We start from the raw sequence: 24,102 nt of genomic DNA, 5'->3' as shown, positions 1-24,102 counted from the left end.
AATTTTATTTAAGATAAATACTGAACACATAAAAAGGCAGTTTTAAAAACTGCCTTTTTTCGAATAAGTCATTAGTGTTTATGACGCATATGCGGGAATAAAATTACATCACGGATACTTGGTGCATTCGCAAAGATCATTACTAGGCGGTCAATACCAATCCCTTCACCTGCTGTAGGAGGCAGACCATATTCCAGGGCTTCAATAAAGTCAGCATCATAGTGCATTGCTTCATCATCACCCGCATCTTTCTCAGCGACCTGCGCCTGGAAGCGTTCAGCCTGATCAATCGGGTCATTTAATTCCGAGAATCCATTTGCCAGTTCACGACCACCGATAAAGAATTCAAAACGGTCTGTAATATGCGGGTTTTGATCATTACGACGTGCTAATGGGGAAGTTTCTGCTGGATATTCAGTCACGAATGTAGGCTGACGTAGTTGAGTTTCTACCGTTTCTTCAAACACGATCGTTTGCAGTTTACCCAGACCAAAACCTGGTTTTACCTGTTCTTTCAGTTCTTCCTGAATGAATTTCGCTAGGAACTCACGGTCATTGACATTTTCTGGAGTGAACTGTGGATTGTGCTCAAGAATGGCATCAAACATTGAGATCTTTTTGAATGGTCCTTTGAAGCTAAAGACTTCATCGCCATAAGGCACATCAGTGGTACCCAGAATATCAATTGCCAATTTTTCCAGCATTTGCTCAGTCAATTCCATCAGGTCTTTGTAATCTGCATACGCCTGGTAGAATTCAATCATGGTGAATTCAGGGTTATGACGAGTTGAAACACCTTCGTTACGGAAGTTACGGTTAATTTCGAACACACGTTCAAAACCACCCACAACCAGACGTTTCAAATAAAGCTCAGGTGCAATACGCAAGAACAATGGCATATCAAGCGCATTATGATGCGTTTCAAATGGACGCGCAGATGCTCCACCAGGAATTACGTGCATCATCGGGGTTTCAACTTCCATAAAACGTTTGTCGTTCAGGAAGCTACGAATACCGGCAACAACTTTGGCACGAACTTCAAAAGTTTTACGGGTTTCTTCATTTACGATCAGATCAAGATAACGTTTACGATACTTCACTTCAGTATCAGTTAAACCATGGAACTTGTCTGGAAGTGGACGTAATGATTTTGTCAGTAATTCAAAATGTTCGATATGAACATACAGGTCACCTTTACCAGAACGACCGATATAACCTTCAACTGCAATGATATCGCCCAGATCCAAGCCTTTGATCGTTGCAAGTACTTCTGGCTCAAGCTCTTTACGTGGAACATAAAGCTGAATACGACCGGTCATATCCTGAATCACGATGAATGAACCGCGGTTCAACATCACACGACCTGCTACTTTTACATGAACGTGTTCGCCAGCTTCAATTTCTTCTTTAGATTTATCAGCAAACTGGTCTTGTAAATCTTGCGCATAATGTTCACGTTTAAATGTGTTTGGCCATGGGCTAACACCAGTTTCTTTTGCGTGGTCTTGAATCTGCTTTAACTTGGCATGACGCTGTGCAATTAAATCGTTTTCGGAAATGATTTGTTCAGAAGTCGATTGAGCGTTATTTTGCGTCATCTCTGCCTCGGATAAGATTAGTTAAAAAATAGAAGTTGCATAGAATAGCAGAAATCTGCATCAAATCGTAGCGTAAAGACTTCCCACACGTGGCTTTTCTTGAGAAAAATTTCTGGATATATGAAATTCTTAAAGGCAAATGCTTTGCATTATTTTCAGTTTCGAATTTTATGATTGGTTTTTTAAAAATATTGCCAAACTTTTATTAGATGAAAGTCCAAGATCCCAACCTTCTGCACAAATTATGCCTTTATATCCAGTATCAGCTTAGACCAATAGCTAACTGCCTCCTCGAAATAGACGTTTTACAATAATGACCATATTAGAAGGTGGTGTCTTAACACCCTGACCACGACTTTGCCATGTCCGATAAAAATGAGTAAAAATATGTCTAAAATATTGTTTTTTCATGGCTTGGATTCGTCAAAACAGTCCACGAAATTTCATGCAATTGATGCAATGCATAAATATTGTATAGATGTGGATTATCGTAATCTGAGCTACCAGTCGGTAGCCGATTTCTACCACGAAATGGTTGAAACCATTAAACCGGATATTCTGGTCGGACACAGTCTGGGCGGTTATTGGGCGCTAAAAATGTCACAAGCTCATCAGATCCCTTGTGTGATCGCAAATCCTAGCTTGCAACCGAATTTCCGCGATGATTATCCTGCGATTTGTGACAGTGATTTGCAGCATGATATTCCGCAAATGGCCTACCTGGAATTAGGTGATGAAATTCTGGATATGCATGCGGCACAAGCTCAGCTTGAAGACTATATGCAAATTCATGCCATTGAAGGTGGACATCATCGTCTGGAACACCCCGAACAGATTAACGACCTGATTCAGGAAATTGAATATCATTTTATCCGGCAATAAAAAAGCCCCAATAGTTGGGGCTTTTTGATCATCCAGACTTAAGCAACTGCAGCTTCAGGCTGAGATTTATCATCAAGTACTGACCAGATATCTAAACCTAATTCACCGTGTAAATCTGGCAAGTCAAGGAAGATACTCGCACCTAGAACCTGATGCTGACATTTTTCAGCCAATTCATGAACTGCTTTCAATGTACCACCAGTTGCCAGTACATCATCCACAATAATCACTTTTTGTCCCTGAACTTCTGCAGACATTTCCAGACGGTCCAGACCATATTCAAGGCTATAACCTACCCCTACGACTGGAGGCGGCAATTTACCTGCTTTACGAACCAGTAATAAGCCTTTGCCAGTACGCTGCGCCAACAGGCTTGCCAGCACAAAACCACGTGCTTCCACTGCCACAAAGCTGTCTACTTCAGCAAGCTTTTCTTCAGGAATGCTGGCAATCAAAGCATCAGTTAATGGCCCCAGATTATTCATGAATAATGGAGTCAAATCGAAGAAACAAATGCCTGGTTTTGGAAAATTCTGGACAGTACGAATGTGAGACCACAGAGAAGTAGACAAATTGCTCATGGGAGATCTTTAAACAAGGAAAGGAATAGGTGAATTTTAAACTAAATTAACAATGTGTAACAACAGCGACTGTGCAATATTAAAGCAGAAAATAATAATAACCAATTGATTTAAATATATAAATTTATTTTAAAAAATATTTAATAAAGACTTTGCTAAGTCTAAGTTAACTGATTTTAATCATTTTTTCTGCCCGACTTTGGTCTACAACTTAAAATCTAAGCCAGAAGCGTATTTTATAAAACTAAAAATACAACTCTTTGCCTAACCTTAAATATATTTCTAGTAATGAAATATCTAGAGACTGACCTTTCTGCTGTTAATTTCACTGATTAAACTTTTATTCGCTTTACTTTATGAATAGAACTGCGTAAAAATTTAGCCAAATATGTTTACTATTAAAAGTCATATTCTTTAGGGTCTTGCCATTTGTGGATTTTAAGCTGACAGCTACAGTTGGTCAGTTTTGGAGAGTTATATGAAAAAATATCAATGCATCGTTTGTGGATGGATTTATGACGAGGCAGAAGGTTGGCCTCAGGACGGAATCGTTCCTGGAACCAAATGGGAAGATATTCCTGATGACTGGACTTGTCCGGATTGTGGTGTTTCTAAAGTCGATTTTGAAATGATTGAAATCTAATCATGTTCTTTTAAAGACCATATTGAATGGTCTTTTTTATGTCCTTTATACCTGAAAAAAACTAATTTAAAAAAGCATGGAGAATCGTATGCATCCTATCGTCATCATTGGTTCGGGCATGGCGGGTTATGCTGTTGCTCGTGAGTTTCGCAAACTCAACCCAGACCATGAACTTGTTATGATTTGTGCTGATGATGCGACTAATTATGCAAAACCTACGCTTTCTAATGCTTTAGCAGGAAACAAAGCACCAGAACACATCCCTTTGGGTGATGCAGAAAAAATGTCAGCGCAGCTGAAAATGCGCATCGAAAAAAATACCTGGGTCAAAACGATTCATCCTGAACAGCATCAGCTCACTTTAGAAAAAGATGGTGAGGAAAGCACACAGGATTATTCTAAATTGGTGTTGGCTGTGGGTGCCAATCCGGTCCGTCTTGCCATTGCTGGTGATGCGAGCGATGACATTCATATGGTCAATAACCTGACTGACTATAAAGCTTTCCGTCATAATCTGGCAGCCCGTGAAGATAAACGTGTGGTGATTCTAGGCGCAGGCCTGATCGGCTGTGAATTTGCCAATGACTTGCAGCATACCAATCATCAGGTCACCGTGATTGATCTGGCACCTCAACCGTTGGGTCGCTTATTACCAGCTCATGTCGCAGATGCTTTCCAGCAAAATCTTGAAGAGACAGGCATTCATTTTGTACTGAGGACAACAGTCGAAAAAGTCTCTAAAGTTGAAAATGGTGTTTATCTGGTCACACTTGCCAATGGCCAGTCGGTAGTGGCTGATGTGGTGCTGTCTGCTGTGGGCTTACAACCAAATATTTCTGTCGCAAAAGAAGCCGATATCCATACCAGTCGTGGGATTCTGACCAATACAAAACTAGAAACCAATCAACCAGACATTTATGCAGTAGGCGACTGTGCGGAAGTAAATGGCATGCTTTTGCCATATGTCATGCCAATCATGCAGCAGGCTCGCGCTCTGTCTAAAACATTAAATGGCGAACATACTGCAGTCCACTATCCAGCGATGCCTGTAGCGGTCAAAACCCCAGCTGCGCCATTGACTGTCCTTCCCGCTCCGGTTAATGTCGAAGTAACTTGGGAAAATGAAGAGTTTGATGACGGTATGCTGGCCAAAGCCTTTGATGCTAGCGGTACTTTACGTGGTTTTGTCTTACTCGGGGCCACTGCTGCCAAACAACGTCTGGCATTGACCAAGCAGGTTCCTGACTTGATTCCAGCTACAGTTTAGATGTTTAATACAAAGGACATTTTTTAAGCGAAATGTCCTTTAATCAGGAAATACATCATGCATAGTGCCCTGCAGTTCAATCATTCTCCGTATACCGCTTTCATGCGTGAAACCAAGGTCGATCTTGGCAATGGCATCGAATTGCACGTAGAAGTCGGCGGAAATCCTGAACACCCGACTATTCTGCTGATTATGGGGCTTGGGGCACAGATGCTGTACTGGCCGGACTTCTTCTGTAAATCACTCATTGATCAGGGCTATCATCTGGTGCGTTTTGATAACCGGGATATTGGTTTATCTTCCAAGATTCACCATAAAGGGCCTCGCTTAAACACCTTAAAAATGATGAGCCGTTTTGTACTGGGTTTAGGCAATCAGGGCGCGCCTTATACGCTGTACGATATGGCAGATGATGTACATCTTCTGATTGAAAAAATGGGATTAGGTCAGGTCTATGTGCTCGGTGCCTCTATGGGCGGCATGATTGCCCAGATTCTGGCCGCACGTTATCCTGACAAAGTTAAAAAAATGGGTTTACTGTTTACCAGTAATAACCAGCCACTGTTACCTCCGCCTTTTCCAAAGCAACTCTTTAGTTTAATTGACAAACCCGCTTCCACAGATGAAGATGGCATTGTCGATCATAGCTTGAAGCTGTTTAATATTATTGGCTCGCCGGGTTATGTGAATCATCTGGAAGCGATTCAGACCGCCCGTAAGTTATATAAGCGAAGTTACCATCCAGCGGGTGTACTTCAACAGTTTTTAGCAATATTATGTACGGGTTCATTGCTGCAACTGGACAAGCAAATCCAACAAGAGACCCTGGTGGTTCATGGTGCTCGTGACAGATTGCTGCCTCCTAGTCATGGTAAGGCTGTTGCAAAAGCAATTTCAGGGGCTAAATTTGAATTAATTGATGGAATGGGGCATGATATCCCTCCGCATTTTATTCCATATCTTAGCGAATTATTTGCTGATCATTTTAAATCATAAACATTAGGACACTATGGCTGCATTACCATCCCTAAGACAGCTGTCATACCTCGTAACACTGTCTGAGACGCTGCATTTTACAGAAGCTGCTCGCCGCTCATTTGTTACCCAGTCAACTTTGTCTGGCGGTATTATGGAGCTGGAGCGTTTACTCGGTGGCGTTCTTGTTGAACGCGATCGCCAGAATGTACGTTTAACGCCGCTTGGTGAACAAGTGGTTGCACGTGCCCGTGTTCTACTGGCTGATGCTCAGGACTTAATGCGTTTAAGTCGTGAAATGAGTGAACCATTAACCGGTGATCTGCATCTTGGCGTTATTCCAACCATTGCCCCTTTCATCCTGTTGCAATTTCTGGATGAAGTGCATCAGCAGCTACCGAAAATTCAGCTACATTTACATGAAGCTCAAAGTGAGAAAATTGTAGAGAAACTGGAGCATGGTAATCTGGATATGGTAGTGCTAGCACTGCCTTTCGATACCCGTAGCCTGAAAGTTGCTGAAATTGCTAAAGAGAATCTGTATCTGGTACATCACAAATCTGACCAGAATGCGGCTCAAGCCAAATCTCTGGAAGATCTGGATCTGTCTCGCCTGATGCTTCTGGAAGAAGGTCATTGCTTGCGTGATCATGCATTGAGTGCCTGTCCGATTGGTGAGCGCAAAAATGATCATCGCCTGAAAGCAAGTTCATTACCAACGTTGATCGAAATGGTGTCTGCTGATCTTGGTTTTACCCTGTTGCCAGAAATTGCACTGCATACCAATATGATTAAAGCCAATCCGGATCTACGTATTAATCCAATCAATGCTGCACCAAGCCGTACTCTGGCGCTGGTCACTCGTAAGAGCACACCGCTACAAAGCGAATTCGATGTGTTATTACAAATTTTGCAAAAAATTACTGCTCACGATGCATCTTAATTAAGCCCTAATAAAGAAGGAGCACTTAGATTGCTCCTTTTTTCTTGCCTGCGTCTTCTGATAAAGTAAATTTTTATAAATTCAGTCAATTAAAATGATCCAAAAACCAGTTTTTTAAACTTTAACTATTTATAATATATAAAAATTAAATCCATATTTCTGGGGATTGGCATTGAGAATAGTTTAAGCCAAAATACATCTGTATATTAATTACTCTCAGGATAAGATTTCTTTGGCCTCATTTTTGCCCGCACCCGTGTTATTGGTGCAACCTTATCCACCACCGCTCTCTTCCAATCCTGATCTTGCATTGCTACAGCTCGGTTATCAACCAGATATGCTGTCCTATACCGATCATCTGTCTGCTCGATTCCATATTGAACAGTATCTTCCCAATCTCGTGTTATATGAGATTCATGAGAAAGCACAACTTAAGAATCTTAATGTAATTCAAGCACGAATCCAGATTCCTCATCTGATTGCAGTTTTAGCTGACGATTCACCTGAAATGATCGATTTATTCTTGTCATCTGGCGTGGATCGATATCTGATTGCTTCGCATCCTGTTTCAAAAATAGTAGCAGGCTTGAAAATTATCCTACGTGGTGGTGCCGATTTACATCCTGAATTAGCCCGTTATTTAGTGAGGCAGGAAACAAAGATACATCTTTTAAATCAGACTGAAGTACAGATTTTAAAGTATTTTAGTCAAGACCTGACTTTGGCCGAAATTCAAAATAGATTAAGTCTGCACGATTACCAGATTTATGCTGCTATTCGCAGAATCTATCAAAAGCTCGTGAAGCCATTTATCCATTCTCAAAATTAACAAAATATAAAAAAGGCTGAATTATCAGCCTTTTTAGTTTGCATAGAGTTATTTAAAGGTTTCCAGCAAGGTACGCTGTGCATTATGCGGTTGTTCACCTTCTGCAACTTGGGCACGCACCCAGGTTCCATCTCCTTGTAACAACCAGGCCTGCTGATTGTCTTTCAGGTAATTTAATAAACCTTGCTGGTAAATGCGTTTCTTTAATGCTTCGTCTTCAATCGGGAAACAAGCTTCTACACGATTAAACAGGTTGCGGTCCATCCAGTCCGCGCTTGAGCAATAAATCCGAGAATTACCATTATTGCTAAAATAAAACACGCGTGTATGTTCAAGGAAACGGCCGACGATTGAACGTACCCGGATATTCTCTGAAAGTCCCGGTAAGCCTGGACGCAGACAGCAAATCGAGCGGATAATCAGATCAATCTGTACACCTGCTTGAGAAGCTTCATACAGTTTATTGATCAGTTGCAGCTCAGTTAAAGCATTGACCTTCACGATGATCTGGGCTTTCTTGTCCGCTTTGGCATTGGCTATTTCATTATCAATATAGTTGATGAGCTGGGCATGTAAGGTAAATGGTGCATGGAGCAGCTTTTTCAGCTTGGCCATTTTCCCCATTCCGGTCAATTCCTGAAAGATACGATGCACATCTTCACACAGATCCTTGTCCGTGGTTAAGAGACCATAGTCGGTATAAATTCGCGCATTGCCGGCATGATAATTCCCGGTTCCAAGATGTACATAACGCACCAGCTTGTTATTTTCTCGGCGTACCACCAGAATCATTTTGGCATGGGTTTTATAGCCGACAATGCCATAGACCACGACAGCCCCCGCCTCTTGCAGTACATTAGCAACTGCAATATTGGATTCTTCATCAAAACGAGCACGCAGCTCGATGACTGCAGTCACTTCCTTACCGTTACGGGCCGCTTCTGCCAGCACCTGCACGATCTCGGAATCTGGACCACTACGATACAATGTCTGCTTGATTGCCAGTACCTGAGGGTCACGTGCTGCTTCACGTAACAGCGTAATCACGGGTGCAAAAGATTCAAATGGATGATGTAGCAAAATATCCTGCTTCTGCATGGCACTGAAAACATTTTCAGATTTCTTCAGTACTTTAGGCAGAATTGGCGTATGTGAATCATAACGTAAATGTGGACGTTTGAAGTTGGACAGTAACCGCGCCAGATTAACCGGTCCTGCCACTTTATAGAGCTGTTCTTCATCCAGATCAAATTCTTCCAGCAGATATTCATAAATATGCTGCGGACAATTTTCAGTCACTTCCAGACGGACTGCACGACCAAAACGGCGCGAACTTAGCTCGCCTTTTAAGGCTTTGGCCAGGTCTTCAACATCTTCATTTAAGGCCAGATCGGCATTCCGGGTAACACGGAACTGATAGCAGCCAGTCGCGGTCATGCCCGGGAACAGGTCAGACACATGTTCATGAATGATGGCGGATAACATCACATGATGTTCTTTACCATCAGTCAGTTCATCCGGTAAACGCACAACACGTGGCAATGAACGTGGCGCAGGAACAACCGCAAGATCGATCTGACGGCCAAAGGCATCTTTCCCTTCGAGCGTCACAATAAAATTCAGGGATTTATTCACCAGACGTGGGAATGGATGGGCCGGATCAAGGCTAATAGGCGTAAGCACTGGAGCAACCTGTTCCTGAAAATATTTTTTCACCCAAGCCGATTGTGCCGGTGTTAGCTCTCCACGACGCAGAAAACAAATATCTTCCTCACGCAGTTTCGGCAAAATCTCTTCATTTAAAATACGGTACTGACGTTCAATGGCGGCATGCGCAGTTTCGGCAATCTGTTCTAATACTTGTTTTGGCGTCAAACCATCCGGACTGCGGCTTTCATTGCCCAAATCCAGTTGTTCCATGACGCCAGCCACACGAATTTCAAAAAACTCATCCAGATTACGTGAAAAGATCAGTAGAAAATTCATGCGTTCCAGCAAAGGATGCAATGGATCGACCGCCTGTTCCAGCACACGCAAATGGAAATCCAGAATAGACAGTTCACGATTAATGTAACGATCATTATAAGTATATTCGGTTGGTGCCGAAGTCGAACTGGCTGCCGTATTCATATCAAACCTACGCTATTTTCAAGTCTTGCTTATTGCTTTTAGTATGCTTCAAATTAATGACATTTTCATAAAAAAAGCCCAAATATTTGGGCTTTATCTTGATATTTTTATTTAAGGGATTTCAGCATAGCGCATATAACGTTGAATCATACGTTTACGTGCTTTTAGTGCGGATGCATTACGATGATCTTCAAAATATTTTGGATTGGTGAGAATCGCTGCCAGGAAGATGGCCTGATCACGGGTCAGGCTCTCTGCGGTCTTACCGAAATAATGTTTGGCTGCTGCTTCTGCTCCATAGATATTGTCTCCAAACTCAATCGAGTTAAGATACACTTCCAGAATACGCTCTTTAGACCACATGCGCTCCATCATCCAGGTCGCGACAGCTTCCTGACCTTTACGCAGGAATGAACGCTTGTTAACGAGGAACAGGTTTTTAGCCAGCTGCTGGGAAATGGTTGACCCCCCTGCCACGACACGACCTTCATTCTTGTTACGGCTGAGTGCAGTCTGAATACCATCCCAGTCAAAGCCATGATGGTGCATGAATTTTCCATCTTCTGCCGTAACAACTGCCCGTTTCAGATTGGTACTGATTTCATCATAAGGACGCCACTGATGTTGAATGGGCTTGGAGGGTTCAGTCCAGTAGTCAATTCGCATCATCATGGTGGTATTCACCGGATTGGTTCGCCACCAGGCTAAACTTGCAAAAATCCACAGTTGAACAAGTAGAATCACACTGACAATCACGAGAAGGGCGCGGGTCAGAAAGGCTTTCATGTCAGTGCGTTACTCCTGAAAATTCAATTTTTCGTGTTAAGCTTATTCGAAATATACAATCACAGCAAAAAATAGCATGCCTGAATATTCTCCCCCAACAACACATCGCAAACTTGAAATGCAGCTGTGGTGGATGACCGCACTCCTGATCTGTATCAATGTCGGCCTGTTTGGCTGGCAAGTGCTGAATGGAATGGACATCACACAGCCAAGTTCTCCAGATGCAATTCGCTGGGGAGCAGATTATGCACCTTTAACGTATTTAGCGGAACCCATACGCCTGTTTAGTAGCATGTTTTTTCATTTTGGCTTAATTCACCTGATGTTGAATATGTGGGCACTGTATATTTTTGGTAGTGTCGCTGAACAAATTTTTGGCCGGGTCTATTTTACAGGTCTTTATATTTGTGCAGGACTGATGGGTAGCCTGCTCAGTGGATATATGAGTATCCAGGACAGCTATGCCTTAATCGAAGGCGGTGTAGCCAATCCTGGCTTATTACCGGGTGTTAGTGCGGGTGCTTCAGGTGCAGTCATGGGTCTCGGTGCCTCACTGACTGTTCTGTCTTTACTGCCAATATTGCCTCGTCAGCCTTTTATTCTGGATAAAAAGACACTGGTAATGATCATGGGTCTTAACCTGGCGATGGGCTTTATGATTAGCGGAATTAATAATGCCGCACATATTGGTGGCATGATCATGGGGGCCGGACTAACAGCGCTCTGGTATCTCGGTCAGAAAATGCAGCGTGGCCTTTTGGTCAGCCTAGTTGCTTTACTGCTCGGCGTCGCTGCCTGTGTCGTGCTGTATCAACATAACCTGGCTCTACTTGAACCGATCCGCCCACTCTGGCAAGAGATTTTACAGATGCTAAAACAGCAGTTAGCGGATCAACCTGCGAAATGAATCTTATTGATTCATCTCACGCAGGCTTTGCAAGGGTGGAATCTCGGAAAGATAACTCAGACGATAGCGCCCAATCAAGGTACATAACACAGTCATAAACACAGGCAGGATAATCCAGATTTCCCAATGGGGCTGAATGATCAGATCCATCTTATAGCTGGCAATGGCGCTGATCACTTCTGCAAACAGACATGAAACAATACCTGCGAATAGTCCGATAAAACCGATTTCCAGACTCATCATGGTTTTCAGCTTCTGTTTGGAACTGCCAAAAGACCGAAGCAAAGCCACTTCACGTTTACGTTCATCCATAAGCAAGTTTAAGCAAGCCATCAGTACCAGAAAACCGGATACGCTGACCAGCACAGCCAGAATGGTAATGATCTGCACCAGTACATTCACAATTCGTTTGATTTCTTCCAGAATCAGGCTGACATCAATGAATACGGTATTGGAAAAACGCTGAACCAGATTCACCAGTTTATCTTTGTCTGTTTCCGGTACATAGAAACTGCCCAGATAACTGCCAGCATTAGCATCCATAGTATTCGGTGCAAAGATAAAGAAGAAGTTTGGACTAAAACTCTCCCACTCTACCGTTCTGAGATTCACCACTTTGGCTTCGAGTATGCCTTCAGGCAAGCTAAAACTGAGCTTATCCCCCAGTTTGATGCCCAGCTCTTGTGCAGTATTGGCTTCGACCGAAACTTCACCCGGCTGTTTCAATCCTGCCTCCCCCTGAACAATGACATTATCCTGAGGATAGCGATCCGATTGAGTCAGATTCAGTTCACGTCTTAAGGTATTACTCTGCTTGACCAGTTCAGCAGCAAAAGGATGATCATTTTTCGCCACCAGACGCCCGCGAATATTGGGATACAAGGGTGTACTTTTCCAGCCATTCTGTTCTAACTGAGCTTTTAAGTCAGGCATGTTAAAAGGCGGCAGACCATAGACAAACTGGTTGGGTGTCCCTTCCGGCAACTGTTGCTGCCAGCGATCAAGCAGGTCGGTACGTAGCACAGCCAGCACACTAATCAAGCTGAGTCCAAGGGCTAAAGCAGTAATTTGTAAAGCGGTCTGATACGGTGTCCGCACATACGCAGACAGGCTGAATTTCAGATTACGCAGCAGTTTTAAGATACTCCAGACCGTGAAATACAGTACGGCACAGAGCAGGATAATGGCCCCGATCACCCAAGCTGTCAGCACAATATTTTCCGTTAAAATCACACTGAAAAGAATCAGACTTAAGGTTCCGGTCAGTAACATCCACAACATCGAATGGACGGATTTTTCCTGCTGACGAATGACCCGAATCGGAGGGGTATTCAAGAGCTGAAACAGACTTGGCATGACAAAGCCCAATAACACCACAGCACTGGTCAGCATGGCAATTGGCAATGGTCCCAGCAGCATCGCCGTAGCAGAAAACTCAAGCTGCAAGTTTGGAATCAGCTGTAGCATGAGTTGCAGCAAGCCATAACCCAATGCTACACCTATTACGCTACCAATCAGCATGGCGATTAAAAGCACTAAACCTAGCAAAGCCAGATAAGCGGCTAGAATCTGATTTTTGGTCGCGCCAATACAGCGCATCAGGGCAATATGATCTTGGTTCTGCTGTACATAGCGTTGTGCGGTTAAAGCAATGGCAATCCCGCATAACAAAATGGTGAGAATATTGGCCAGTTGCAGAAAAGTATCCAGATTGGCAATTGGTTTCATTAAACGGGTATTGCCTTCGCTGGCATTACGCAAGCGTAGACTGCCCTGCTGTTCCAGTTCTTGTCCCTCAACCTCAGCATCTGCTTCATCTGAAGTCCCATTTTCAGATTTTATCTTCTGCTTGAACCAAGCTTCATATTGCCGGGTATCGGCTGGATTACCCGCCATTAATAAACGGTAATCGATCCGGCTACCGACCTGAATCGCATTGGTGCGCGCCACTTCTGACTGAGCAATAATCACAGTCGGTGAAAAGCCAGAAAAACCGAGCTCCTGATTCGAATCCTGCTCGATTTTTGCAGTAACCTTAAATTTGGCATCGGCGATATTGAGCTCATCACCCAGTTTGACCTTGAGTAGATCCATGGCCCGTGAACTCAGCCAGATTTCCCCCGCTTGGATTTTGTCTGCTGCAGGTTCAACCCGTAGCTCTCCTCGTAAAGGAAAGGATTGATCAATGGCCTTAACATTCACCATGACAAACTGATCATTGGTATAAGCCATCGTACTGAAAAATGTGACTTCAGATTGCTGTAAATCGAGCTGCCTGGCCTGATCACGCCATTCCTGTGCCAACGGTTCATTATCAGATAGCACCAGATCTCCAGCCAGCATTTCGGCTGCCTGTAAAGCAACGGCGTTCTGAATCTGTTCATTACTGAACTTGAGCGCCGTTGTGGCACTAATGGCTAAGGTCAGCGCGATGATTAGCAGATAAATCCCTGTCGTATTAAAACTTTGTCTGAGTAAAGGACGAAACAGATGCTGCATATCAGCCTCCACTCGCATGTTCAATCAGCTGACCATTGACCAGTTCAAAATGACGCTGGCATTGTCGGGCCAGATCAGGATCATGGGTAACCAGAACCAGTGTGGTGCCTAATTCGCGATTTAACTGAAAGAGCAGCTGTTCGATTTCTTGGGCAGTTTCCCCATCCAGATTACCTGTCGGTTCATCAGCAAAAATGATTTTAGGTTCACTGACCAGTGCACGGGCAATGGCGACACGTTGCTGCTCCCCACCCGACAGCACTTTCGGTGTTTGCTGAGCCTGACGGTCTAATCCGACTTTTTGTAGCAATGCCAGCGCCTTTTGTTCGGCATGGCTATACTTAAAATCTGGCTGTAAACGTAAAGGCAGCATGACATTTTCAAGCGCAGTAAGATGAGGCAAAAGCTGGAAAGACTGAAATACAAAGCCAATATTTTTTAGCCGGACTAAAGCACGCTGTTCTTCATTCAAGCTCGATACCAACTCCCCACAAACGGTTAACTGCCCGGAACTGGCCTGATCCAAAGTGGCCAAAATGCCCAGTAAAGTCGACTTTCCTGAACCGGAACGTCCGGTAATGGCGACCTGTTCTCCAGTCAAAATTTCCAGCGAAAGATCTTCAAAAATAGTCAGTTGTTTTTGTGAAAGTTGTATCTTTTGTGTCAATTTCTGGGCAGAAATAATCGCTTGTGGCATGATGGTCGAATCGTTGCTGCTTTGAATCATACGTGTCCTATATGAAAGATCTAAATCAGAAAAATCGTGTATTGCCTTGCCTGGTATTCTTTGGACTGTGCCTGATTCCTTTTAGTCTGTCGGCAAAGACCATTATGATTGTGGGTGACAGTATAAGTGCTGGTTATGGCATGCAACCACAGCAAGGTTGGGTACATTTATTACAAAAGCGTTTGGACCAACACTATCCGAAACAGCATAAAGTGGTCAATGCAAGTGTGAGCGGTGAAACCACCAGTGGTGCCTTGGCAAGGCTGCCGAAACTGCTACAGACGCACCGTCCAGATATTGTGGTGATTGAGCTTGGTGGGAATGATGGCCTGCGTGGACAGCCACCCCAAATGATTCAAAAAAATTTAGCTGCTCTGGTACAACAAAGCCAGAAAGCCAAAGCGAATGTGGTTGTTTTTGGAATGAAAATACCGCCAAATTATGGCCAGGCATATAGTAAGGCTTTTGAAAATAACTATAAGGTGGTCAGTCAACAGTATAAGGTCAAACTACTACCCTTCTTTATGCAAGGTGTCGCTGGCAATAAAAGTCTGATGCAACAGGATCAGATCCACCCTAATGCCAAAGCCCAGTCCATTTTATTAAATAATGCTTATTCTTATATTAAAGGCGCCCTCTAAGGCGCCTTTAACTAAATCAAATCTTGAAATTTACTTAGAAATCGAAGAAAGTTACTTCACCGGTTTCAAGTGAATATTCTGCACCAATCACCTGTAGCTTACCTTTAGCAATCAGGCTTTCCAGAACTGCAGAACCATGACGTAACTGGTTTACTGATGCAAATACATTTGAGCGCACTGCATGTTTAGACAGTTTATTCAGGTCATCTTTCAGTTCAGTCTGCATTAGAATTTCAACTGATGGACGTACACGGTTCACAATGGACATCAGATTTGCAGATGGCGGCGTTGCTGGATTGGTTAATGCTTCAATTGTTGAATGAATAGCGCCACAATGTGTATGACCCAAGACAATTACAATCGGACAGCCAAAGCTTTCTGCTGCGAATTCGACACTGCCGACTTGAGACGGTGCAACAATATTACCTGCTACCCGAATGACAAACAGATCACCCAGACCCTGGTCAAAAACCATTTCTGCGGGTACACGTGAATCTGAACATCCTAAAACAATAGCAAATGGTTCCTGACTTTCTGCCATCTCAGCACGTTGCTGATGCGATAATAATTTTAAATGCTGCGTTTCACCATTGACAAAGCGCTGGTTACCCTTTTTAAGACGATCTATAGCTTCCTGAGCTGTGAGCATTCTTTTTTACCATCGATGTTTTTAGTGGGAATATCTTACTGCTAGATTTTTTGAATGTCACTTGCAAAAAAAATTAGCTGTAAAATTTTTAGCGCTTTGATGATTTCTTGTTCTGGGAATTTTTTCTGTGAAGTTCATCACGTTTTTTGGGCAGTTTTTCTGCTCCAGCTAATAATTAACAGATGTACAATATTAAGGAATGCTTTAAAATAAGTGAAAGATTACGATTTGATTCATCTATAAATTGCAAATCGATAACACGGAAGTATTTTGAGCGTTTTTGCTCAGTTTTTTCAGGGGACAGTGCTAATGAAGAAAATAATAAAATTGCGCTCAAAAATTATCTATTCCACTTTAGTCGCTCTGGGTCTTAGCCTATCTAGCCTGAGCCATAGCCAATATCTGTTTACGCCGCCGAAAGCCAAGTCTGCCGAAGTTTTACAGCTTTATCTGAGCCAGCAACGCATTCAGGCGGGTCTACAATCTAAAACCTTAAAAGTTGGTGAGGTGACCTGGAGTTATAGTGAAGGCGGGGCAAAAAACAAACCCTCGATTATCCTGATTCATGGTCTGGCAGGCACACGCGACAACTGGAACCGCGTCGCCCAGTTTTTGACCCCGTATTATCATGTCATCATTCCAGATTTGCCGAGCAATGGCGATACCCGGATTCCAGCAGATTTTGACTTGTCTGTACCCAATGTCACTTCGCAATTACGTACCTTTGTCGAAACTCTGAAGATTGAAAAAAATCTGCATGTCGCTGGCCATTCTCTAGGCGGTTCAATTGCGACAGTTTATGCATCCCAATACCCTTTCGATACCCAAAGCCTGTTTTTGGTGAATAGTGCTGGCATCTATAAAATGGGCAATACGCCTTATACCAAAGACCCGCATGCACTCAAAGACCTGATTGTCAGTAAACCGGGCGATCTGGAAGATGTCTCCAAACAGCTGATGCAGAATCCACCAGCGTTGCCTTACCAGTTAAGACATGCACAAGAAAAATTGCTGATTGCCCGTTCTGAGCAAACCAGCAAATCGATTGATCAGGTGGTGATGCTTAACCGGCTGTATACGCCTGATACATTTGCCCGTCTGACTCGTACAGTGGAAGCACCTACCTTGATTCTATGGGGAAAACAGGATCGAATTATTAATGTCGAAGTGGTGAAAGAGCTCTATTCACTGCTGAAACGTGCCGAAACTCCGGTAATTTTAAATAATGTCGGTCATATGCCGATTCTGGAAGCAGAAAAACAGGTCGCCCAACATTATTTGCCTTTCCTGGCCAAGACACAGACCCTAAAAAATCCACTAGCTGATAAACTCATTCCTTTCAATTAAGTTTCAGAGAAGTTATGCAGAAACACCCGATGATTGAGCAGTTGATTGATGCTCAACTTGATTTTCTTGATCAGGTATTTTCTCAATCTGAAACCATTCAAAGCGAGTTTCATGAGTTTTATCTCTGGTTGCGCAAGCAGACGCTTAAAGATCTGTGGAGCTGTGAACTGATCAATCAGCTGCTACAAAAGCAGATTCTGGATACTGCTGCCAGTTCTTTTCTGATTGAGCAGATTGCCGAACATATCCGGTTCGCATTGGTTCATCCAGCCAATGATACAACCAAAATCGCCGATGTCATTCCGGTACTGACCATAGATAAAATTGCACAATATGTGGCCAGCAAAAGTGGTCATCGTCAGCGCCTGATCAAAGCGGTGGTGAATAATCCTGCTTTTTCAGCGATGATTACGCAACTGATCCAGCATTCAATTCAGGATTATCTGGACAATTCTGTAATAGCCAAGAGTGTGCCGGGCGTTTCCCGTTTTATGAAAATGGGAAAATCTGTTCTGGAAAATGTCACTGATACCAGTCTGGACAACACGGTCGCCCGTTATTTGCAAAAAAATATTTTAAAACTTAGCCAGATGAGTGAGCATGTGCTAAATCAGCACTTCGATGATGAAAAGCTGTATCATTTTCAGGCCAATCTTTGGCATAAGATTAAAGACATGCCACTTTCCGTACTCAAGAACTATATTGAAACCCAGGATCTGAACCAGACGGTGAGTTTAGGGCACGAGATCTGGGATCATATGCGCCAGACGGAATATATGCAGCAGCAACTGCATGACGGGATTTATACCTGGTATGTACGCAATCAGGAACATACTTTTGATCAATTATTACGAGATCTGAATATTGATGAATCGCTGATCCAGACCGAACTGAATGAATTGCTGACACCGATTATTCAGCAGATGATTCATCAGGGCTATTTACGTGAACGTGCCCGTGCCTATCTGGAAAAATTCTATTATACTGAAAATACCTTAAAAATTTTAAAGATTGAAGACTAAAAAAAGCCGCTTGAAAGCGGCTTTTTTTATATTTTTAGAATTTAGCATTCAAGCTGATACCGTAACGACGGCCATCTAGGAGCTGATCGCCATCAATATCTTCAGCTTTTTCATCAAGAACGTTATATACGCCAAATTTACCTGTTAAATTCGGACTAAATTTATAGTTAAAACCCACATCTACAAACTGATAACCTGGATTTGGTTCAGCCATCGAAGTACGGCTCAGGTAAGCTGAGGTCTCAGAACGATAATGCAAACGGCTCCATACATTCAGTGCATCATTTAAATCATAATCCACGCCAATATTAAACATATGTTCTGGCATTTGGTTCAGTGGCTGACCTTTAAAATCACCTGATTTAAATTCTGAATCGGTATAGGTATAATTGACAGTTAAAGTCGTGTAATCATTTAGATCAGCTTCTACAGTTGCTTCTACACCGCGAATTTCCGCTTTATCGACGTTAATCCGCTCACTGATAAAGTAGAACGGAATATCCCCTTCGAAACAGCTCCAGCTCTGCCAGTTATTACGGTTTGTGGTTGTACCGTCAGTATCGGTTTCACAGGCACGAACTTCCGTAATCCGGTCTTCATATTTAGTGATAAAGCCCGTAAGCGACGTATTGATATAATCATTTTTCCAGTTAAAACCTAATTCAGTCGATACGCTTGATTCAGGTTCCAAGTCCGGATTGGCACGGATAATGCCACGACCTGTCGGTAATGGCGAACCGCCACCACCCGTCACGCTATAGAAGCCTTCAGTAGCTGCGCGAATATCAGGCTGTTTATAACCGGTTGCGACACCACCTTTTACAACGAAATTATCATTTACAGAATAGACGCCATAAAGTCGTGGTGATAAATGGCCGCTATAGTTTTCATCATGGTCGTAACGTAGACCAGCCGTTAAGTCGAAACGATCCGTCATACTCCAGGTATCTTCGAGGAAGGCTGCAGCAGACCAGCGTGTGAGCTCACTAAATTCAGGCGCATTTGGATTACGGTTCGTTGCTTTATCGACCAGTTTTTCATCCTTGAAATATCCTCCGAAGGACAAGGTATGATCGCCTAATAACCAGTTCCACTGACTGTTCGCCGTCCAGGTATCCAGCGTGATTCCTTTAGTCCCCAGCTCAGTATTGCCACGATCCGGGTTCTTTGAATTTTCATACTGAATATAGGATGAGCTGTCCAAATTATCGCTATAACGGCCATTATGTGTCACTGAATAAACATTACGGTAATTACGCGAGAAAGAGTCTTCTGCCCCTTGAGCTGGCTCTACCGTTTTTCCTACCGATGTCGTCGATTCCTGCTGAACAAAATTGGCTTCAAGCTGTACATCATGATCATCATTAATTGCATAGGTCAGACGTGAATTTAAGCTTTCACGTTCTGTTCCACGGAAACCACCCACATAATTATCTTCTGTACGTTCTTGTTTATTAACTGCCAGTTGCAAGCCAAGCTTATCTGCAATTAGAGGACCTGTCAGATAGGCAGAACCATTTTTGATGTCACCTGAACGGTTACTGTCCTGAATGATGGTTCCTAATTCAACATTCCCAGACCATTCATCCGATACTTTTTTGGTAATGATATTGACTACCCCACCCATTGCATCTGAACCGTAAAGGGTTGAAGCAGGGCCACGGATAATTTCAATACGCTCAATGGCAGCAATCGGTGGCAGAATATTTTTTTCAAAACCACCATCATCACCATTCGGGTTTACATCCTTGCCATATTGACGTTTACCATCAACCAGAAACAAGGTGTAGTTTGAGCTCATCCCACGGATACTAATGGTTTGTGCAGAACCTGCACCTGAAACAACTACCCCTGGGGCATTACGTAATACATCCGTAATATCGTTATATTCGCGTTTATCTAATTCTTCACGATCAATTACTGTAATGGATGCTGGCGCTTTAGCAAGATCCTGCTCATAGCCTGTTGCAGTCACCACAATCGTTTGCAGTTTTGTTGCTTCAGCTTGCGGAACAGCTGTTTCTTCTACTGCAAATGTATTACCCGTCATCGCTGTAAATACAGCAAAAGCTATAGTCGATTTTATGAATGGCTTAGTCATGCTTTATACGCCCCAAAGTCATTTTGATGAAGAAATCATGTTGAAATTGTCACGCATTGTATCAAATGTAACTATAAATACAATTAGTATTGATAATTATTATCATTATTAAATTTGAATAAAAAAATACCCCGATCATTCGAGGTATTTCTTACAAGCTAAATTTTATTAGAGACTTATTTGAAATAAGCACCTTCAGCTTGGGTATGGTCAGTCTGGTCAACGACACGTGCCAACTCAGGAATGTGCTGTTTCAAGGTCGTTTCAACGCCTTGTTTTAAAGTCACATCAATTGCTGAACAACCCTGGCAACCACCACCAAATTTAAGAACCGCAGTTAAGCCATGCTCAGGATCTTCAACCACTTCGACCAGTGCACAGTTACCACCATGACCTGCAAGACCCGGGTTAATTTCTGACTGAAGCACATAGGTAATACGTTCTTCTACAGAGGCATCAGGACCGACACGTGGCACTTTAGAGTTTGGTGCACGGAAAGTCAGCTGACCACCAAAACGGTCTTTATTGTAGTCAATAACTGCATCTAGCAAGTATGGAATTGACGGAGAGTCAATATAGGCCGGAAAATCTGGATATTCCTGCTTATAGTCTGTAGGTACAACCTCATCAGGTGCACTATAAGCCATGCAACATTCAGCGCGCGGTGTACCCGGATTTTCTACAAACACACGTACGCCAATACCTGGTGTATTCTGTTTGTCCAATAGATCCTTTAAATACTCTTGTGCTGTCGGTGTAATCAAAAGATTTGGAATTTCTTCTGCAACCGGAGTGTTGCTGTTCTCAGTCGACATAACAATAATTTCCTCAAGCTGAAGCTGCTATTTTAACTGAAGATGCGGGGTAATTATAAAAATTCAACCAAAATTGTCGGATTTATTATAAAAGTCGCACTTTAGATTTGTTTTAATGGCATGATCATTGTCAAATAGATAGAACCAGAATTACTTATATGCTTGATTTACCTTTTAATCATACCGTCACTATTATTCTGATCACCTGTATTGTTTCTTTTATTGCTTTTTCAAAAGAACAGGTCATGAATCGTCTGATTTTCTGGCCGCCTGCCATGCAACGTGGTCAATATGACCGTTTCATTACCCATGGTTTTATCCATGCAGATGGCACGCATTTACTGTTCAATATGATCACGCTGTTCTTTTTCGGCAGCATTATTGAAAGTTTTTATCGCCAGTATTTATATGATCTGGGCTTTATTCTGTTTTATCTCGGTGGTCTGGTTGCAGCGATTCTGCCAAGTTATCTGAAACATAAAAATGATGCGCGTTGGGCAAGCTTAGGTGCTTCCGGTGCAGTATCCGCGGTTCTGTTCGCTTATATTCTGTTTGAACCATGGAAGCTGATTTTCGTGTTCTTTATTCCAGTCCCTGCGATTATTTTTGCTGTTTTATATGTGGCTTATAGTATCTGGTCGGGCAAGCGCGGCAACAGCAATATCAATCACAGTGCCCATCTATGGGGTGCGGCTTATGGTGTGGTGATGACGATTATTCTGGAACCACGACTTATTCCGCATTTCCTAAATAAACTAACTCAAATTCCCTTCTAAAGTTTTGAATGATTAAGGGATAGCAAATATCCCTTTTTTAACAATTCACATATGAAAATAATTTTCATTTCTATAAATTATGCTAATCTTGTCGCGAATTTAGAGGAATAAATATGAAATTTAAGACTTTAGTACTTGCCACAATATTAGGACTGACAACTTCTTTTACAGTTTCTGCACAGGTCACTTTCGACTATAAAGACCAAAATATTCAACTCAAAAAAGCCCCGAAAAAGATCGCAGTATATGACCTATCTGCACTGGATACCTTGAATGCACTAGGGCTTGAAGCTCAACTGGTGCCTGCAGCAAACTTTGCAGGCAACTTAAGCAAATACCAGCAGGACAAATTCACCAAAGCTGGTTCACTGTTCGAACCGGATCTCAATGTACTAAAAACTGCAAAACCTGATCTGATTATTGTCGGTGGCCGTTCGGCTTCCAAAGCAGAGGCTGTTAAAGGTATTGCTCCGACTTTAGATCTTTCTCCAGATACTAGCCAATATATTGCCAATCTGACGGAACGTGCCCATGTCTTGGCTCGTGCATTTGGTAAAGAGAAAATTGCTACTGAAAAGCTCGGTAAAATCGCAACGCTGCAGCAACAACTGAAAAAGCAGACTGAAGGCAAAACTGCACTGATGCTGTTTGCAGTCGGTGAAAATTTTATGCCACATGCAGAAAATGACCGTTTTGGCTTTGTTTATGAATTAGCAGGTTTTAAACCGGTATTGGATCCATCTGAACAGTCTGATGCACCCCGTCCAGAAGTCGGCTCTCCAGAAGCATTGAAAGCAGCTGAGAAAAATGTTCAGCGTATTACAGCAGCCGTTGAGAAGAATCCGGATTACATCATTGTCCTGGATCGTGGTGCGGTGAATACCCAGAAATACACCGCTCAGGATAATATTCAAAAACACCCTACCCTGAAAAATGCCAAAGCCTTGGCTGAGAAAAAAGTCATCTATGTGAATGCCGATGCCTGGTACATCACTGGTGCGGGTTTGGACAATACCGCTTTCATGCTGGAAGAACTCATTAAAGGCACAGCGAATTAATTTTTAACCTATTGCTAGGGTCTGTTGACACTTACTGTTCATAATTAACCCTATAACGGTAGCCATAAAAATATACAGACTAAGGCAACAGAACTTTGATAATTTCTTTTGAGCTTGTCATATCGAGTAGCTATTCCTCTAAATTGCTTTAATCTACAAAACATATTTTCAACTAAATGCCTGATTTTATATAAATACCAGTCCATATGGTCATTGTTCGATTGGCTATTCGTTTTCTTTGGTATATTCGCTTTAGTCCCTGTTTTCCTGATCTGTTCACGCAGTGGTTCTGAATCATAGCCTTTATCTGCACATACCACTTTTGTCTCTTTTAAATCTAATGTTGATATTAAATCAGGCGCAACTTTAACATCATGTGTGGTTCCATCGGTAATCATGAAATCAATAGGATTGCCATGTGCATCAACAATCAAATGTATTTTTGAGGAGTTTCCTCCTACACTTTTAGAAATAGATTGATTCGCTATGCCGGCAGAATGTTGATGAGCACGTACATGAGAGCCATCAATAAAAATCCACTCCATATCGGGGCATGAGGCTAGTAATTTGAATAATCTAAGTAACTTACCGCTGCTTGACCAACGATTAAAACGTTTGAAAATAGAATTGGAATGACCAAAACAAGAAGGAATATCTCGCCACGGACAGCCTGTTCTAATTCTATAGAGAATAGCTTCAATAAAATTGCGTAAATTTGAGTTGTGGTGAATGGATAAATTACGCAGAATAACTTTCAACTTTTGCCAGTGTTGATCTGTCAGCATGGTACGAGGCATAGCGAATAGTAAAATTGGGTTTGGTGATTTGATTTTACTACTTCGCTATTTTTTTAAGCTAAAAGTGTCAACACACCCTAAAAAGGAAGCTTCAAGCTTCCTTTTTATTTGAAACATCTCGTAATAAAT

General features: G+C 42.5%; 21 protein-coding genes and 1 pseudogene. 12 read left to right on the top strand and 10 right to left on the bottom strand.

Annotated elements, in window-relative coordinates:
* Window positions 1–71: 71 nt before the first annotated feature.
* The gene (gene lysS / locus AC4MBN_RS03975) at window positions 72–1,598 is read right to left on the bottom strand and encodes a lysine--tRNA ligase (protein ID WP_034704199.1); all 1,527 of its coding nucleotides are present in this window, start codon (window positions 1,596–1,598) and stop codon (window positions 72–74) included.
* 387 nt (window positions 1,599–1,985) lie between these two features.
* Between lysS and AC4MBN_RS03970 the strand changes: the two genes are divergently transcribed.
* Window positions 1,986–2,480, top strand: coding sequence for a YqiA/YcfP family alpha/beta fold hydrolase (locus tag AC4MBN_RS03970; protein ID WP_034704192.1), 495 nt, complete (start codon window positions 1,986–1,988; stop codon window positions 2,478–2,480).
* Between the two features lie 38 nt (window positions 2,481–2,518).
* On the opposite strand, the gene AC4MBN_RS03965 is transcribed toward AC4MBN_RS03970, so the two are convergent.
* The gene (locus tag AC4MBN_RS03965; RefSeq protein ID WP_004783009.1) at window positions 2,519–3,061 is read right to left on the bottom strand and encodes an adenine phosphoribosyltransferase; all 543 of its coding nucleotides are present in this window, start codon (window positions 3,059–3,061) and stop codon (window positions 2,519–2,521) included.
* Window positions 3,062–3,539: 478 nt separating this feature from the next.
* Here AC4MBN_RS03965 and rubA point away from each other — a divergent pair, with 478 nt between their 5' ends.
* The 5 genes from rubA (at window position 3,540) to AC4MBN_RS03940 (ending at window position 7,718) form a co-directional block, all read left to right on the top strand.
* Window positions 3,540–3,704, top strand: a complete 165-nt coding sequence (gene rubA / locus AC4MBN_RS03960; protein WP_004783011.1) for a rubredoxin RubA — start codon at window positions 3,540–3,542, stop codon at window positions 3,702–3,704.
* Between the two features lie 88 nt (window positions 3,705–3,792).
* The gene (rubB, locus tag AC4MBN_RS03955) at window positions 3,793–4,971 is read left to right on the top strand and encodes a rubredoxin reductase RubB (RefSeq protein WP_491880710.1); all 1,179 of its coding nucleotides are present in this window, start codon (window positions 3,793–3,795) and stop codon (window positions 4,969–4,971) included.
* A 57-nt stretch (window positions 4,972–5,028) separates the two neighbouring features.
* Window positions 5,029–5,967, top strand: a complete 939-nt coding sequence (estB, locus tag AC4MBN_RS03950; protein ID WP_034704187.1) for an esterase EstB — start codon at window positions 5,029–5,031, stop codon at window positions 5,965–5,967.
* A 13-nt stretch (window positions 5,968–5,980) separates the two neighbouring features.
* Complete coding sequence (oxyR, locus tag AC4MBN_RS03945) at window positions 5,981–6,889, top strand: LysR family transcriptional regulator OxyR (RefSeq protein ID WP_491880709.1); 909 nt, start codon at window positions 5,981–5,983, stop codon at window positions 6,887–6,889.
* A 232-nt stretch (window positions 6,890–7,121) separates the two neighbouring features.
* Window positions 7,122–7,718: a helix-turn-helix transcriptional regulator gene (locus AC4MBN_RS03940; protein WP_491880708.1), complete on the top strand. Its 597-nt coding sequence runs from the start codon at window positions 7,122–7,124 to the stop codon at window positions 7,716–7,718.
* 48 nt (window positions 7,719–7,766) lie between these two features.
* Here AC4MBN_RS03940 and ppk1 read toward each other — a convergent pair whose 3' ends face one another.
* Window positions 7,767–9,848, bottom strand: coding sequence for a polyphosphate kinase 1 (gene ppk1, locus AC4MBN_RS03935; protein WP_419374360.1), 2,082 nt, complete (start codon window positions 9,846–9,848; stop codon window positions 7,767–7,769).
* 111 nt (window positions 9,849–9,959) lie between these two features.
* Window positions 9,960–10,634, bottom strand: coding sequence for a monofunctional biosynthetic peptidoglycan transglycosylase (mtgA, locus tag AC4MBN_RS03930; protein WP_419363241.1), 675 nt, complete (start codon window positions 10,632–10,634; stop codon window positions 9,960–9,962).
* 76 nt (window positions 10,635–10,710) lie between these two features.
* Here mtgA and AC4MBN_RS03925 point away from each other — a divergent pair, with 76 nt between their 5' ends.
* Window positions 10,711–11,541, top strand: coding sequence for a rhomboid family intramembrane serine protease (locus AC4MBN_RS03925; protein WP_491880707.1), 831 nt, complete (start codon window positions 10,711–10,713; stop codon window positions 11,539–11,541).
* A gap of 3 nt (window positions 11,542–11,544) precedes the next feature.
* On the opposite strand, the gene AC4MBN_RS03920 is transcribed toward AC4MBN_RS03925, so the two are convergent.
* A complete protein-coding gene (locus AC4MBN_RS03920) occupies window positions 11,545–14,040 on the bottom strand; it encodes an ABC transporter permease (RefSeq protein ID WP_491880706.1) in 2,496 nt (831 codons plus the stop codon).
* Between the two features lies 1 nt (window position 14,041).
* Window positions 14,042–14,767 (bottom strand): ABC transporter ATP-binding protein, encoded by a 726-nt coding sequence (locus AC4MBN_RS03915; RefSeq protein WP_419374358.1) that lies wholly within the window; start codon window positions 14,765–14,767, stop codon window positions 14,042–14,044.
* Between the two features lie 11 nt (window positions 14,768–14,778).
* On the opposite strand from AC4MBN_RS03915, the gene AC4MBN_RS03910 reads away from it, so the two are divergent.
* Window positions 14,779–15,408, top strand: a complete 630-nt coding sequence (locus tag AC4MBN_RS03910) for an arylesterase (RefSeq protein ID WP_491880705.1) — start codon at window positions 14,779–14,781, stop codon at window positions 15,406–15,408.
* Window positions 15,409–15,442: 34 nt separating this feature from the next.
* On the opposite strand, the gene AC4MBN_RS03905 is transcribed toward AC4MBN_RS03910, so the two are convergent.
* Window positions 15,443–16,057 (bottom strand): carbonic anhydrase, encoded by a 615-nt coding sequence (locus AC4MBN_RS03905; protein ID WP_004783034.1) that lies wholly within the window; start codon window positions 16,055–16,057, stop codon window positions 15,443–15,445.
* A 309-nt stretch (window positions 16,058–16,366) separates the two neighbouring features.
* Here AC4MBN_RS03905 and AC4MBN_RS03900 point away from each other — a divergent pair, with 309 nt between their 5' ends.
* Window positions 16,367–17,404, top strand: a complete 1,038-nt coding sequence (locus AC4MBN_RS03900) for an alpha/beta fold hydrolase (RefSeq protein ID WP_419374356.1) — start codon at window positions 16,367–16,369, stop codon at window positions 17,402–17,404.
* Between the two features lie 14 nt (window positions 17,405–17,418).
* Window positions 17,419–18,426: a hypothetical protein gene (locus tag AC4MBN_RS03895; RefSeq protein ID WP_419363229.1), complete on the top strand. Its 1,008-nt coding sequence runs from the start codon at window positions 17,419–17,421 to the stop codon at window positions 18,424–18,426.
* Window positions 18,427–18,460: 34 nt separating this feature from the next.
* Here AC4MBN_RS03895 and AC4MBN_RS03890 read toward each other — a convergent pair whose 3' ends face one another.
* Together AC4MBN_RS03890 and nfuA are read right to left on the bottom strand one after the other, a co-directional pair.
* A complete protein-coding gene (locus AC4MBN_RS03890; protein ID WP_491880704.1) occupies window positions 18,461–20,527 on the bottom strand; it encodes a TonB-dependent receptor domain-containing protein in 2,067 nt (688 codons plus the stop codon).
* Between the two features lie 176 nt (window positions 20,528–20,703).
* The gene (gene nfuA / locus AC4MBN_RS03885; protein ID WP_004783039.1) at window positions 20,704–21,342 is read right to left on the bottom strand and encodes a Fe-S biogenesis protein NfuA; all 639 of its coding nucleotides are present in this window, start codon (window positions 21,340–21,342) and stop codon (window positions 20,704–20,706) included.
* Between the two features lie 158 nt (window positions 21,343–21,500).
* Here nfuA and AC4MBN_RS03880 point away from each other — a divergent pair, with 158 nt between their 5' ends.
* Both AC4MBN_RS03880 and AC4MBN_RS03875 read left to right on the top strand, forming a co-directional pair.
* Window positions 21,501–22,118 carry a rhomboid family intramembrane serine protease gene (locus AC4MBN_RS03880; RefSeq protein ID WP_419363224.1) on the top strand — a complete coding sequence of 206 codons (618 nt, stop codon included), beginning with the start codon at window positions 21,501–21,503 and terminating at the stop codon, window positions 22,116–22,118.
* Between the two features lie 113 nt (window positions 22,119–22,231).
* On the top strand, window positions 22,232–23,176 hold the full coding sequence (locus tag AC4MBN_RS03875; protein WP_491880703.1) for an ABC transporter substrate-binding protein: 945 nt from the start codon (window positions 22,232–22,234) through the stop codon (window positions 23,174–23,176).
* A gap of 31 nt (window positions 23,177–23,207) precedes the next feature.
* Here the strand turns inward: AC4MBN_RS03875 and AC4MBN_RS03870 are convergent.
* Window positions 23,208–23,973, bottom strand: a pseudogene (locus AC4MBN_RS03870) (IS5-like element ISAba31 family transposase).
* Between the last annotated feature and the right edge of the window lie 129 nt (window positions 23,974–24,102).

Source organism: Acinetobacter sp. CAU_H_60, assembly GCF_058599385.1.
The sequence above is the reverse complement of the archived record's forward strand: the minus strand, read 5'-3'. Positions and strand labels throughout refer to the sequence as shown.